The sequence below is a fragment of the Burkholderia sp. L-4 genome (assembly GCF_056856535.1).
In genome coordinates this window covers 799,097-812,773 of record NZ_JBXEOX010000002.1, presented here as the reverse complement: position 1 = coordinate 812,773, position 13,677 = coordinate 799,097, and the positions used below count along the sequence as shown (strand labels likewise).

The following is a 13,677-nucleotide window of genomic DNA, read 5'->3' as shown; positions in this document are numbered from 1 at the left end:
CGCGAGCCGCTCACCACGACGGCGATCGGCCCGCCCATCCAACGCGTTCTTCACATGGACGGGCCTGCCGCCGGGTCAAACCGGCGAGCGAAACACACGCGTCGCGGAGGGTGCACGCACATGCTGCTTCAGGTACGCAAGCGCAGCGTCGATCGACAGCACGTGCTGCTCCCCGTTCCTCATCCGCAGCGACACCTCGCCGGCCAGCGCTTCCTTCCGCCCGGCCACCGCGACGATCGGCGCGGCGAGTTCCCGCGCGTCGAAGATCTTGCGCGGCAAGCGCTCGGCACGGAAATCCCGCAGCACCCGGCAACCGATGTCCTCGAACGCGAACGCCGTGTTGTCCGCAAATGCGCGTTCGTCCTGCCCGATGTTCGCGACGACGATCTGGTCGGGGGCCAGCCACGTCGGCAACCATCCCTCGTAATGCTCGAGCAGGATGCCGATGAACCGCTCGAGGCTGCCGAGCACCGCGTGATGCAGCATGACGGGCGTCGCGCGCACGCCGTCTTCCGCGACATAGGTTGCGCCAAGCCGCTCCGGCAACACGAAGTCGAGCTGGATCGTCCCGCACTGCCACTTCCGCCCCTGACGGTCGAGCAGGTGAAACTCGAGTTTGGGGCCGTAGAACGCGCCTTCCCCGGGCAGCATCGCGAAATCCAGGCCGGCCGCTCGGGCGGCGGACGCCAAAATCGCTTCCGCCCGATCCCAGACCGCATCGTCGCCCGCGCGAACCGCCGGCCTCGTCGACAGCGCGACGTCGAACCCGTCGAACCCGAAGTCCGCGTAGATCGTCTTCAGCAGCACGCAGAATCGCGCGACTTCGACCTCGACCTGATCGGGCAGGCACAGCACATGCGCATCGTCCTGCGTGAAGGCGCGGGCGCGCATCAGCCCGTGCAGCGCGCCCGACGGCTCCGCGCGGTGCACCGCGCCGAATTCCGCGTAGCGGACCGGCAGGTCGCGATACGAACGAACGCCCTTCCTGAAGAGCTGCACATGGCACGGGCAGCTCATCGGCTTGAGGCAGTATGGGTGGCTGTCGCTCTCGAGCGAGAACATGTTCTTCCCGAACTTCTCCCAGTGGCCGCTCTGCTCCCACAGGCCGCGCGACACGATCTGCGGTGTCCTGACTTCGGCGAAGCCGGCTTGCCGCATCCTGGCGCGGATGTATTCCTCGACGGTCCGGTAAAGGACCATGCCGCGCGGATGCCAGAAGATGGCGCCCGGACTTTCATCCTGCTGGTGAAACAGATCGAGTCTGCTGCCAAGCACTCGATGATCGAAATCGTCCATCACGTTCTCCGTTGACTGGGGTGCCGGTCGAACGGAGCATGAAAAAAGCCCCGTCCGTTGCCGGCGGGGCTCCTGGGGATGATGTGACGCATGAATCTACGACGTGCAACCTCCCCCCGGCCCGCCGTTGGCGGTCGTGGTGGTGGTCGTGGTGGTCGTGACGAAACGTGCGTTCATGGGGTGAATCTAGTCAACCTCGTGCGGCCTGTCAATCATGCGTTCGAATCGCGATGCGTTACGCGCGCCGCCCGCCGGTTCGGTATCGCGACAGCAAATCCTCACGCGCGTATGTTCGCCGCCTCACGACGACATGGCGGGCGGTAACCCCGATCGAGTGCCGGTTGCGTCTAATCCCGACCTCACTCGCAACGCAACGCCTCCCATGGATCTCCACCATTTCATGGCGGCGCTGCGCGGCCGCCTGGCATACCGGCATACACGCACCCGGCCGTACCCACACCATCGCGCGATCCACGGTCGACTCGATGCCGGCGTTCAACGCCACCGTCGAAACCGCACGCTTCAACCGCGAAGAAGCCGCTTTGCTCACGCGGCGTGCAGCGCGCGCAGCGCTTCGAACGTCACGATACGGCCGGCCAGCGCGCTCGCGGCAACCGTGTACGGACTGGCCAGCCATACGTCCCCGGGGCCGGAGCGCCCCGGAAAATTGCGGTTGATCGCACTGATCGTCACATCGTCCTTGGTGGCCGATTGACCCGGCCCGCAGTTCGCGCACGCACCGCAGCCCGGCATCACGAGCGTCACGCCGGCCTGCTCGAACGTGGGAAGATAGCCGCGTTCCGCGCAGTATTCGCGCACGTGCATCGTGCCGAACTGCAGGAACAAGCGTGTCGTCGGTGCCACGCGCATGCCGCGATCGACGCCCCACCGCAGCACTTCGTGATAAAAGTCGAAGTCCGCCTGCTTGCCGGCCGTGCACGATCCGCCGTAAGCCACGTCGATCGCGACGTTATCGGCCAGCCCGCTCACCGCGACACCGTTGCTCGGGTCGCCCGGCCGCGCCAGCATCGGCTCGATCTCGCGCGCATCGATGTGGATCACGTCGCGGTAGACGGCATCGGGGTCGCTTCTCATCCACGGCTCGAGCACGAAATCCACACCGCGACGTTCTTTCAGGAACGCAACGGTCCGCGCATCGGGTTCGACGATCCCCGTGAACCCGCCCAGTTCGGCGACCATGTTCGTCAGCGTCGCGCGCTCGTCGACCGGCAACGCGCGCACGGCTGAACCGCCGTATTCAAATACCAGGCCAATCGCGCCGCCGGAGCGGATCTCGTCCATCTGCAGCAGATAGAGCACGATGTCTTTCGCCGTCACGCCGGGACGCAGCGCGCCGTCAACCTCGATCCGCAACGTTTCCGGAATCCGGCAGCGAACATAACCCGTGACCCAACTGTTGGCGATCTCGGTGGCGCCGGCGCCGAATGCCAGGCTACCCAACGCACCCGCGTGCGGCGTATGCGAATCGGTGCCCGCGACGATCTGCCCCGGCAACGCGTACTGCTCCGCCATCATCGAATGGCAAATGCCTTCCGAGCCGGGCGCGTCCGGCAACGCACCGTGTGCGCGCACCGGGTAATCGCGTGCGAATTCGCTGTGCCCGGCGACGAGATTCGCGATCCCGGGCAGCAGCCCGTCTCTCACGTGCGGAATGCTCTGCCGCGCAAGTGCGAGATGATCGTGGAACGCGATGATGCGGTCCGGATCGTGCAGCTGCGCCGGTTTGCCGAACGCTCGGTGCATCAGATACGCACACATGCCGGTGAAGTAGTCGTGGCTGAAGCGCCAGTCCGCGGCGACGAAAACGCCGTCTCCTCGCGATGCCCCCTGCATTTCCGGATGAAGGTGGCGTGCGAGAATCTTCTCGACGAGCGTACGCGGCCCGTGCGCCGCGCCCGCGCCCGCGTCGGCCGGCACGGTGCGCTCGTCCGCGTTCGGCCATCGGACGGTCTTGCTGTAGGCGAGCAGCCCGCCGCTGCGGATAATCCGTTGCGTGAGCGCATCCCGGCCCTGCAGGAACACGTCGATCGGGATCGCTTCACCCGCGAGCAGGCGGTCCAGCACGGAGAAATCGGTCGTGGTGAGGATGCCGATGTTGTCGCAGTTCTGCTGGTAGATCCGCTCGAAGCTTTCCGCGACGATCAGGCGGATGCCGGCCGACAGTTCGGCCAGCGGTGCCGATTCGCGCGACGAGCCCTTGCCGTATCGCTTGCCGGCCACGGTCACCTGGAAGCCGCCGTCACGCACCGCGTGATTCCCGATCGGTAAGCGGCCGCCCGCCTTGAAGCCGACGTACGGAAACTCGCCGAGCCGCTCGTCGTAGGTCAGCATGACGGTGACCGGCGTGATCTCGTCGGTCGACACGTCATCGCGCAACGCACCGGCCTCCTGCCGCGTCAGCGCGCGCCCCGCGAACTGCGCATCGATCGTGTCCGGATCGCGAGTCAGGTACAACACCTTCCCCGTCAGTCGAAACGTATCTTCCATAAGTGCTCCTCGGTTGCATTCGGTCATCGGTGGCGCCGGGCAGTCCACGCTGTCGGCGGCGGTCGCTTACGGGTCGGCGTGGGGCAGGCGTACGGCAAGCCATGCCTGCACCATCGCGGCGATCCGGTCGGAATTGCGGTCCAGCATCAGCATGTGGGAGTTGCCATGGATACCGTGCGCGGGCAGCGACAGCGTTTCCAATCGCCCGCCCTGCTCCGCCAGCGCCCGCTCGTAGCGCAACGACACGCGGGTCAAACCACGCCAGAACGCCGATCCGTCCAGGTTGTCACCCCATACAAACAATTGCGGGATCGCGGCGATGGCGTGCAGGTCGGCCTGTTTCGTGTCGGGCATACCGGTCGGCTCGAGCGCGACGATGGCGCGGATCTTGTCGGGTGCGTGCAATGCGGCCACGAACGCAAAATTCGCGGCCTGGCTGTGCGCGATGACGACGCACGGGCATACGCGCTGCACGAGCGCGTCGTAGGCGGCCTGGGTCAATGCGTCGTTGGTGGCCCAGCGCGGCACGAACTGCTTGCTGAACGCATCGAAAGCGTCGACCGGAAACTGCGACTCCGGGTAGGCCGCGCGCGACGCTGGCGTATCCGAATAGGACGGCCCGATCCTGAAGAGCAGCCATGCTTCCCGCTTCGACCGGAAGAACGGCTCGTCCGGATAGAGATCCGGGTAACGCGCCCACGACGCCCGCCCGCGCTCCACGGCATCGCTGACATACACGTCGTAGCCCGCGCGCAGGAAGGCCATCTGCCAGCCGTCGCGCCCGTCCGGCGTCGTCTCCCAGTTCACGCCGGTCAGGCCGCCGCCGTGCCACAACAACACGGGCAACGCCTTGCGCGGATGGGCGAGCTTCACGTACTGCACATACATCTGGCCGACTTCGAACGTGCCGTTCGGGTCGACGACGGTCGGCGGCGCCCCGGGCGAGAATACGATGCTGCGCGACGGCAGGCCGGACAGCTCTGCCGCATGTCCGCCGATATGGAAACTGCCGATCGACGCGACCTCCAGCGTGCGCGCATCGCTGCGATACGTCGCCGTCGAATCGGCCGGCGTGTCGGCACAGCCCGTCAGTGTCAGACAGCCGGTCGCCGCGATCGACATCGCACCAAGCCACCGCATGCACGCGGCAAGCGCCGTTCGCATGCGGTGCGCCCGCCGGTCGATATCGCCCCTGACGGGCACGCGCGCATGACTCACGGTGTGGCCTCGCCGGTGTCGACCGCCCGGTTCGCATGAAACAGCGCACCCAGCGCAAGCAGGTACAGGCCGCTCAACCACAGCATCAGTGCCTGAAAGCCGGCATCGGCGAGCAGATAGGCACCGATCGCGAGCAATATCCCGTTGGCCACCCCGAAGTTGCGTTCCATGCGCGCAAACATCGCGACCCGCGCAAGCGGGTCGAGCGCCGACAGGTCGAGATTCGCCATCGTCGCCGGCCGCACGCCGCCCGAGCCGAGACCGAGCAGGCTGATGCCGACCAGCCCCGACACGAAATAGTCGATGCCGTGGTAGGCCAGCACGTCGCTGCACCCGAGCACGAGCATGGAGCTGAACATGCAGGCGAGCGTCGCGATCATCGGCGCTTTCACGCCGAAGCGTGCAATGAATCCGTTCACGGCCAGTGAAGTCGCGAACGCAGACAGCGTAAACAGGCCGAGCACGGCGCCGAACAGAAGCGGATCGACATCGACCATGATGAAATAGAACGGCAGGAAACCGACGAACGGAGCGAGGGTGAACGCGCGCGACAACGAGTAAAAGCCCATCCAGAAACGCTGTCTCGGGTCGAGCACGGCCGCCTCGGTCGCCGCTTCCGTTGCCGGCCGCGGCTCGGCCCGCGGCTCGCGAATCATCAGCACCAGCAGCGTCGACGCGATGCTTGCCGCGAGTGACGCATAGAACGGCCAGAACGGCTGATAGTCGAACAGGATGCTGCCGGTCGATCCGGCCACCAGCGTCGCGATGAACATCTGGCTTTGCGAGCGCGTCTGCGTGCGCATGAACAGCGTCGCGTCGCCGGCCGCGCCCGCCAGCGTGCGCAGCAGGCTTGAATCCGTCGACAACGCGACGCTGAATCCGGTGCCGCCGACGATCTGCGCCAGCACCAGCAGGTTCATGTCGACATCCGCGAGCCGCGTGCCGGCGAGCAACAGCACGATTCCGCCTGCCTTCATGGTTTCGCCGGCCGCCACGACTTTTTTTTCCGACATCACGCCGAGCAGCTTTCCGCCGAGCCCCGACGTGACGGTCGTCACCAGCCCGTAAATGGCCAGCAGTGCAATCACGCGATACAACCCGAGCTCCACCAGGTAAAGGTGGAGGAACAGCACCGGCAAATGGAAGTACAACCGCGAGACGACCCGGTACAGCACGAACAACCGGATGTCGCGGAGGCCGGGCGGCGGAGTCGGGACCGGATCGCTCATCGTCGCGCGCAATCGCTAGGCGATCACGATGTCGCCCTGGCGCAGGACTTTCAGCGTACCGTCGAGCAGCGATACGATCGTGCTCGATTTCGTCGTCGTCGGCTTGCCGGGCGCCGGCGGGACAATGAAGTCGACCGCATCGGGAAAGGTCCGCGTGGCGAGATCGTAGTCGATCAGGCAATCGTGCTCGACGCCCGAGAGATTCGCGGAGGTCATCGCGAGCGGCCGTCCGAACGTTCCGATCAGTTCATTCAGCACCGGATTCCGGTTGCAGACGACCGAGATGGAATCCTCCTTCAGGTAGCGGTGATCCGGCGCGCGTGCCGACTTCGGCAACACGAAATTCAGCGGCCCCGGCCAGAACCGTTCCATCAGCGTGCGCACCGTATCGGCCTGCTCCGCTTCGAGACTCGCATATGCCCACAGCTCCTGCGGGTCGGACACGAAAAGCGTCAGCGGCTTCTTGACGTCGCGCTTCTTGATCTCGTACAGACGCGCGCAGGCGCGCTCGTTCCACGGATCCGCCGCGAACGCATAGTTCGTGTCGGTGGGCACCATCAATACGCCACCGTTTTTCAAGACCTGCGCGGCATGTGCGTTGGGTAACATGAATCCAGTCTCCTCTGGTTGAAGTCGTGGGCAGCGCGGCGACTCGCCGTCGCCGCGCCATGCGCGTCAGATGCTCACCTCGACGCTGCGGCCGGCCAGGCAGTACTGGCTCGGCTGCAACGCCCGCTTCCAGTCGACCCGCACACGCACCGTGACCACCTTGACCGGCAGTTGCCGGCGAGCGATTTCGGGCGGCGGTGCCGCGACGTACTGGCCAACCGTCACGCGGCCGGAGCCTGACCGGACCGTCTCGATCACCCCCGTCCAATGTCGCGCATCGTGCGACAGCGACACCTTGACCGGCGCGCCGACCTTCAGGTCGCGCACGTCCGATTCGTCGAAAAACGCATCGACCCACACGTCGTTGCAGTCGATCAGTTGCATGATCGGCGCCCCCGCGGTCAGCGCTTCGCCGCTCTGCGCATCGAGCGACCAGACGACGCTCGGCCGGTCCGCGACGAGCGTTGCCATGCGCTGACGCGCGTATTCGGCGCTGACGCGGGCCAGCTCCTCGTTCGTCGACGCGCCGAGTGCCTTCGTTTCCTGCAACTGCTGACGCAGATCGACGAGTTCCAGTTCCAGTTGCCGGTTGCGCTGTTCGGGCTCGCTCAGCGCGCGCGGTCCGTCGAGTTGCAGGCCGACGCGTGCCGCGGCGTACGTGGCCTCGCTCTGGCTGACCTGTGCGCGCTGCGCCTGCACCTGCGCGACGCTCACCCGCGCATTCGCGATGCTGCGGTCGTATCCGGCGCGACTCAGGTAGCCTTTCTCGAACAACGCGGTGGCGCGGCGCATGTCGGCTTCCGACAACGCCGACATTGCATCGAGGCGAGAAAGCTCCGCATGCGCCTGCGCGATCTGCGCACCCGCGTAGCGCGCCTGCAGCGTCTGCTGACTGCGGCTTTCGCTGCGGTACTGATCCTGCTGCTGTTGCCGATCCGCGATCCGCAAGGCGAGGCTGCGCTCGCGTTGCGCGAGATCGCTGCTCTGCACCTTCAGTTGCTGCTCGAGTACCCGCAACTCCGATGCACGCGGGTTCGACAGGTCGCCGGCAATCGTCGCGACCGGCTGCGACGCTTTCGCCAAATTGCCGACCTCGACACCGGGGACGAACGACAACGTCCCCGCAATCGGTGCGCGCACGACGATGACGGTGGCATTGATGAACGCCTGCTTGCTGGCTGGCCGCTTCAGCCACCACCAGCCTACCGCCAGGATCGCGACGATGATGGCGACCACGGGCAACGCACGCTTCCACGCCGCCCGCGCCGAATCGACGTGGAGCGCTATCCACGATTCGCGACGCATCGTGCTTCCCCTTTTTCTCTGGTTGGATTCCGTGCGATCGAGGCCCGGGCGCTCAACGTCCGTAGTAGGCGGTCGTCGACGCGCTGTCGATCGTGTTCGCGTGAATCAGGAACCGGGCGACCGCGTTCGGCGTGGTCCCGTCGATACCCAGCTTTTCGACGGACAACGCGTGCAGGGTGAACACGTATCGATGCGGTTCCGCGCCCGGCGGCGGGCATGCGCCGCCGAAGCCTTGAACGCCGTAGTCGTTCGTGCTCTGGATCGCGCCGGCCGGCAGCAGGCGGCCATCCTTCGCGCCGCTGTTGGCGGACAATCCTTCGGTATCCGGAGGAATGTCGAACGCAACCCAATGCCAGAACCCGCTGCCCGTCGGCGCGTCCGGATCGTACAGCGTGATCGCGAGACTCCGCGTGCCGGCAGGCACGCCAATCCAGCGCAAGGCCGGCGATCGGTTGTCGCCGTCACCGCCGAAATCGTTGTACTCGTGTGCCTTGGCGAGCTTGCCCTGCTCGGCGAATTCCGGCGAAGTAAGGCTGAACGTTGTCATTTTTCTGTCCTGTTCTAACGGTTGCGTACGGATTCGGATTCCGCCGGCGGCATCAGGCCAACGCGACGCGACGGGCCCGGCTTTCGATGCAGGGCCAAGATAGCACGCACCCGTTTTCCTTCGAACAATTGGATCGACAGTACGTCGATTGTTTCTCCCAGAGGACAATCATTTCGCCAGGGAGTCAACGCTCGGCAGGCGCTGCAGGCTGTCCGTTCTGCGTTAGAGTCCGGAGCAAACGGCCCTCGAACGGTCGACGCTCAGGAGGCCTCATCGCATGACCGGACGACTCTCGACATCCCTGAAAGCCTGCGCGCTGCTCGTGCTGGGCGCGTGCGCGCAAGCCGCGTATGCGACCGACCTGATGAGCGCGTGGCAGGACGCGCAGGCGAGCGATCCTGGTTACGCCGCCGCGCGCGCTCAGCGAGCGGCGGGCGTCGAGGCGTTGCCGCAGGCACGCGCGGCGCTGTTGCCGCGCCTGCAGGCGGCGCTCGGCGTCGGATCGACCTGGGCAAGCGTGTCCGACCTGCCTCGCCAGGAATACACGACCAATGGCTATGGCGCATCGCTCGTCGTACCGGTGTTCCACTGGGGCGACTGGCAGGGTTACGAGATCGGCAAGCTGAAGGTCGCGCGCAGCGAGATCGTGTTCGAGAAGGCCAGGCAAGCCCTGATGATCGACGTCGCGCGCGCGTACTTCGACGTGCTGCAAGCGCAGGATCAGCTCGCGTTTTCGCGCGCGCACGAGGCGGCACTCGATGAGCAGCTCAAGATCGCCCAGGCCGCCTTCGACGCGGGCACGCAGACCGTCGTGGATCTCGATCAGGCGCGTGCCGCGCTTGACCTCGCGCGGGCCGAGCGAGCCGGTGCGCTGAACGACTATCAGATCCGCACCGAACGCCTGAACAAGCTGGTCGGCCATCCGGTCGGTTCGCTGGCCGCATTGCCCGACGATGCGTCGGTATCGCCGCTCGCCGCGGCCGATCTCGACCAGTGGACCACGCTTGCGCGGCAACGCAACCTCGACGTCGCGACTTGCGAGATCGACAGCGAGATGGCCAGCCGCGAAACCCGCCGCGCGCAGTCCGCCGACCTGCCGACAGTCGATCTGATCGCCACCTTCAACCACAGCAGCCAGGGCAACTCGCGATACATGTACTCGGCGACGCTGCCCAGCCAGAACGGCATCGGTGTCGCGGGCGGCGCCGGCAACTCATCGGTGATCGGCGTGCAGATCACGATCCCGATCTTCACCGGCGGCTACGTGCAGAGTCGCAAACGCGAAACGCTTGCGCTCGAAAGCCGCGCCGGCAACGCGTTGCTCGATGCACGCGAAAACGCGGTCCTCGATGCACGGCAGACGTATCTGTCGTTGCTCAACGGGAGAGACATGATCGCGGCGCTGCGCTCGGCGGTCGTCTCGACCCGGACCTCGACCCGATCCGCGAAGACTGCCTACGAGATCGGCGATCGCACCAGCACCGACGTGCTCATCGCCGAGGACAAGCAGTATCGGTCGCGCACCGCATTCAGCCGCGCCCGCTACGACTACATGCTGCACTGGCTCGAACTCTCCCGTGCCGCCGGACAGTTGACCGACGCCGAACTCGCGAACGTCAACGCGCTGCTCACGACGTCGTTGCCGTCCGCGACGTCCGTCCGTTGAACCCGTCGGCGGCGCGGCCGGGTGACGCCCCCGCCCGACGCGTCACGCCGGTTCGAGCGAACGCGTACCAACCGAAACCCGACCCGTCAAACGAAAACGGCCGTCTGTCGTGCGGATGCATCGACAGACGGCCGGCGATCCGCCGGGCCGACGGCCCGGACGGATGGATCAGGCGGTTTCCGGCACGCGCGCCGGAATCTTGCCCACCAGGCGCGCGTAGGCGAACAATCCGCCCGCATCGACGATGTTGGCGAGCTCGCCGACCGGCTCGATCGGCGCACCCGGCTGGCCGTCGTCGATCCGGACGACCTGATCGTCGACCGAAATCTCGATGATGTCGCCGGTCCTGATCCGCTCGCACAGCCGTTCTTTCGACGCGACCGGCAGCAATTGCCCCGTCGATACGCAATTGCGGAAGAAGATCCGTGCGTACGACTGCGCGATCACGGCCCTGACACCGGCCGCGCCGAGCGTGACCACCGCATGCTCGCGCGACGAGCCGCAGCCGAAGTTCTGCCCGGCGACGACGATGCTGTACGGCGACTTGCCAAGCGCCGGATCGATGAACGGGATCGAACCTTCCGGCAGCCCGCACATCGCGAGCGACGCGAGTTGAGCGTACCCTTCCGCGCTAGACGGATTGATCTTCAGATACTCGGCCGTCAGGATCTGGTCGGTATCGATGTTGTCGCCGAGCACGTAGGCCATGCCCCGAATCGTTTTTTCGGTCATCTGTCGGGTCTCACAAAAATGCGTTGGGATTGACGAGCCGGCCGGCCACCGCGGCCGCGGCCACCGTATAGGGGGAACCGAGGTAGATATTGGCGCGCTTGTTGCCCATGCGGCCGACGAAGTTCCGGTTGGTGGTGGATGCCACCGACAGCGGTTCGTTGACGCGGCCGAACGTGTCGGCCGGGCCGCCGCAGCACGCCGCGCAACTCGGCTCGGACGAAAGCGTGACGCCCGAATCGGTCAGGATCGAGTAGATCGACGTGTCGCCGATCTGGGTCGTCACGATGCCATGGAAGACTTCCTTCGTCGCCGGCACGGCAAAAGTCGGCACGGCGACCTTGCGTCCTTTCAGCACCTTCGCAGCGGCGACGAAATCCTCGAGCTTGCCGCCCGTGCACGAACCGATGTACGCCTGCTCGATCCGGATATCGCCGACGTTGTCGACGCTGTCGACGTTGTCCGGCGAATGCGGTTTCGCGACGAGGGGCTGCAGCCTCGATACGTCGATGTCGAGTACGCGCGCATACCGTGCATTCGCGTCGGGCGTGATGACCTCGAACGGGATGTCGTTACGCGCGGCGAGATAGTCGAGCGTTGCCTGATTCGGCACCATGATCCCGTTCTTCGCACCGCATTCCACGACCATGTTGCAGAGTGTCATCCGCTCTTCGACCGACAGCGCATCGGTGACTTCACCGCCGAACTCGATCGCCTGATACGTCGCCCCGTCGATCGTCAGTTCGCCGAGCACGGCGAGAATCAGGTCTTTCGCAAGGACATGGCGCGGCAGTTCGCCGTGAAAGTTGACGCGGATCGTGTCGGGTACCTTCAACGGGATCTCGCCCGTGCCGAGCGCGAATGCGGCGTCCGTGATCCCGAGGCCGACCGCGAAGGTGCCGAACGCACCCGACGTGACCGTGTGCGAATCGGTGCCGAGCAACACTTCGCCCGGCCGGTTGTGGCCGCCTTCCGCGAGGCCGATATGGCAGACGCCGCGATACTTCGGCGTCCCGACATCATAGAAATACTTGATCTGCTGCTCGCGCGCGAACTCCCGCATCACGCGGACGTTCTGGTTGGCAAGCACGTCGGCCGTATAGATGAAGTGATCCGGGATCATCACGAAGCGCGCCGGATCCCATACGCGCGCGTCGGCGCCGAACTCCTTCTTGAAGATGCTGATCACGCCCGGCGAACACGGGTCGTGCGACATCAGGATGTCCACCTTGGCCCAGATCACCTCTCCGGGCGTGATATGCGTCCGACCGCTCGCCTTCGCCAATACCTTCTGGCTCAATGTTTGTCCGTGGTTCATGCTCACCCTTTTTCTGGCATTGGGATATCGGCGCGGCCTCGATGAATGCATCGCCGTCGTATGCAAAAAAAGTAACACGGCACGCATACAGTCGAAAACAAATCGTTTATATTTCGAGCGTTTGTTTCCATGGAGAAACGAAGTGAATCAGCTCGATCAACTGAATTCGATGGCGATCTTCGCGAAGATCGTCGACACGTTGAGCTACACGGAGGCGGCGAAAGTGCTCGGCCTGTCCAAGTCGGCCGTCAGCAAGGAGATCAGCCGGCTGGAAACCGGGCTCGGGGTCACGCTGCTGAAACGTACGACCCGGCGTATCGAAGTCACGGAGGTCGGGCGCACCTATTACGCGTACTGTTCGCGATTGCTCGCGGAAGTGCGCGGCGCCGACGCGTTCGTGCGCCAGTATCACGAAGAGCCGATCGGCAATCTCCGTGTCGTCGCGCCGATGACCTTCGGCAATCACGCGATCGTGCCGACGCTGTGCCGTTTCATCTCGAACAACATCCACGTCCAGGTCGACCTCGAGCTGACCGACCGGATGGTCGATCTCGGCGAGCAGAACATCGACGTCGCGATCGTGATCAGCCGCGACAACCCGGAGCAGCCGGGCACCAACACGCACGCGTTGACCGACATCCATTGGGGCATCTATGCGTCACCGGACTACATCGCCGCACACCCGCCGGTCACGCGCCCGGAAGATCTCGCTCGACACCCGTTCCTGCTGTTTCGCGGCCCCGCGCACACGACCGCGCTGCAGTTGCGGCAGGGCAAGCGCCAGCTCGAGACGCGCGTGCGCTGCATCCTGCGCTCGAACAACAGCGTCGCGCTGCTGAACGCGGCCGTCGCCGGCGTCGGCGTCGCCTACCTGCCGCGCTACGTCGTGCGGGACGCCATCGCCAGCAACGAGCTGGTTCAGCTGCTGCCGAACTGGGCGTCCGAAGTGCGCACGGCCTACGTGCTGTATCGCGAAGACAATTTCCTGTCGCCTCGTGTCCGGATGTTCGTTCAGGATCTCACCCGCTTCTTCACGACGGAAATGCGCGCGCTCGGCAACTAGTCACGCGCCGGCCAATCGACGCCCGTCGCGCGTCGATTGGCGCCGCGCTGCCTCGCGCTTCCCTGTCTCGCAGCCCCGCCTCAATCCCCCCTTCCTCGCATTCGCCCGTCCGGGTCGCTCGTCGATCAGGCATGCGTACGACTTTTCGTCGCGCCGATTCGGCTCAAGAGTTTCCCATTGGAAACAATT

Annotated in this window: 11 protein-coding genes; 2 read left to right on the top strand and 9 right to left on the bottom strand. The window is 65.4% G+C overall.

The window, feature by feature from the left end:
* Nucleotides 1–75 precede the first annotated feature (75 nt).
* From thrS to AC1VVG_RS20415, 7 genes are all read right to left on the bottom strand, one after another.
* A complete protein-coding gene (gene thrS, locus AC1VVG_RS20445) occupies nt 76–1,296 on the bottom strand; it encodes a threonine--tRNA ligase (RefSeq protein WP_124609191.1) in 1,221 nt (406 codons plus the stop codon).
* 546 nt (nt 1,297–1,842) lie between these two features.
* Nucleotides 1,843–3,804: an aconitase family protein gene (locus tag AC1VVG_RS20440; protein ID WP_049033758.1), complete on the bottom strand. Its 1,962-nt coding sequence runs from the start codon at nt 3,802–3,804 to the stop codon at nt 1,843–1,845.
* Nucleotides 3,805–3,870: 66 nt separating this feature from the next.
* Complete coding sequence (locus tag AC1VVG_RS20435) at nt 3,871–4,926, bottom strand: alpha/beta hydrolase (RefSeq protein ID WP_482836086.1); 1,056 nt, start codon at nt 4,924–4,926, stop codon at nt 3,871–3,873.
* Nucleotides 4,927–5,018: 92 nt separating this feature from the next.
* On the bottom strand, nt 5,019–6,251 hold the full coding sequence (locus AC1VVG_RS20430) for an MFS transporter (protein WP_482836085.1): 1,233 nt from the start codon (nt 6,249–6,251) through the stop codon (nt 5,019–5,021).
* Between the two features lie 15 nt (nt 6,252–6,266).
* Nucleotides 6,267–6,860: an L-threonylcarbamoyladenylate synthase gene (locus AC1VVG_RS20425; protein WP_034189725.1), complete on the bottom strand. Its 594-nt coding sequence runs from the start codon at nt 6,858–6,860 to the stop codon at nt 6,267–6,269.
* A gap of 66 nt (nt 6,861–6,926) precedes the next feature.
* Entirely contained in the window at nt 6,927–8,165 is a 1,239-nt protein-coding gene (locus AC1VVG_RS20420) for an HlyD family secretion protein (protein ID WP_482836084.1), read from the bottom strand.
* A gap of 52 nt (nt 8,166–8,217) precedes the next feature.
* Nucleotides 8,218–8,712 carry a YbhB/YbcL family Raf kinase inhibitor-like protein gene (locus AC1VVG_RS20415; RefSeq protein WP_034189727.1) on the bottom strand — a complete coding sequence of 165 codons (495 nt, stop codon included), beginning with the start codon at nt 8,710–8,712 and terminating at the stop codon, nt 8,218–8,220.
* 277 nt (nt 8,713–8,989) lie between these two features.
* On the opposite strand from AC1VVG_RS20415, the gene AC1VVG_RS20410 reads away from it, so the two are divergent.
* Entirely contained in the window at nt 8,990–10,378 is a 1,389-nt protein-coding gene (locus AC1VVG_RS20410; RefSeq protein ID WP_034189728.1) for a TolC family outer membrane protein, read from the top strand.
* A gap of 168 nt (nt 10,379–10,546) precedes the next feature.
* Here the strand turns inward: AC1VVG_RS20410 and AC1VVG_RS20405 are convergent, their stop codons facing one another.
* Both AC1VVG_RS20405 and AC1VVG_RS20400 read right to left on the bottom strand, forming a co-directional pair.
* A complete protein-coding gene (locus AC1VVG_RS20405; protein WP_233622771.1) occupies nt 10,547–11,086 on the bottom strand; it encodes a LeuD/DmdB family oxidoreductase small subunit in 540 nt (179 codons plus the stop codon).
* Between the two features lie 34 nt (nt 11,087–11,120).
* Complete coding sequence (locus AC1VVG_RS20400; protein WP_482836083.1) at nt 11,121–12,425, bottom strand: 3-isopropylmalate dehydratase large subunit; 1,305 nt, start codon at nt 12,423–12,425, stop codon at nt 11,121–11,123.
* A gap of 142 nt (nt 12,426–12,567) precedes the next feature.
* Here AC1VVG_RS20400 and AC1VVG_RS20395 point away from each other — a divergent pair, with 142 nt between their 5' ends.
* Nucleotides 12,568–13,488, top strand: coding sequence for a LysR family transcriptional regulator (locus tag AC1VVG_RS20395; protein WP_343726453.1), 921 nt, complete (start codon nt 12,568–12,570; stop codon nt 13,486–13,488).
* The last annotated feature ends 189 nt before the right edge of the window (nt 13,489–13,677 follow it).

Excerpts from the sequence above, each read along its gene's own strand:
- AC1VVG_RS20430 (WP_482836085.1), bottom strand. The coding sequence starts at position 6,251 with ATGAGCGATCCGGTCCCGACTCCGCCGCCCGGCCTCCGCGACATCCGG.
- AC1VVG_RS20410 (WP_034189728.1), top strand. The coding sequence starts at position 8,990 with ATGACCGGACGACTCTCGACATCCCTGAAAGCCTGCGCGCTGCTCGTG.
- AC1VVG_RS20400 (WP_482836083.1), bottom strand. The coding sequence starts at position 12,425 with ATGAACCACGGACAAACATTGAGCCAGAAGGTATTGGCGAAGGCGAGC.
- AC1VVG_RS20415 (WP_034189727.1), bottom strand. The coding sequence starts at position 8,712 with ATGACAACGTTCAGCCTTACTTCGCCGGAATTCGCCGAGCAGGGCAAG.
- AC1VVG_RS20440 (WP_049033758.1), bottom strand. The coding sequence starts at position 3,804 with ATGGAAGATACGTTTCGACTGACGGGGAAGGTGTTGTACCTGACTCGC.
- AC1VVG_RS20405 (WP_233622771.1), bottom strand. The coding sequence starts at position 11,086 with ATGGCCTACGTGCTCGGCGACAACATCGATACCGACCAGATCCTGACG.
- AC1VVG_RS20420 (WP_482836084.1), bottom strand. The coding sequence starts at position 8,165 with ATGCGTCGCGAATCGTGGATAGCGCTCCACGTCGATTCGGCGCGGGCG.
- AC1VVG_RS20425 (WP_034189725.1), bottom strand. The coding sequence starts at position 6,860 with ATGTTACCCAACGCACATGCCGCGCAGGTCTTGAAAAACGGTGGCGTA.
- thrS (WP_124609191.1), bottom strand. The coding sequence starts at position 1,296 with ATGGACGATTTCGATCATCGAGTGCTTGGCAGCAGACTCGATCTGTTT.
- AC1VVG_RS20435 (WP_482836086.1), bottom strand. The coding sequence starts at position 4,926 with ATGTCGATCGCGGCGACCGGCTGTCTGACACTGACGGGCTGTGCCGAC.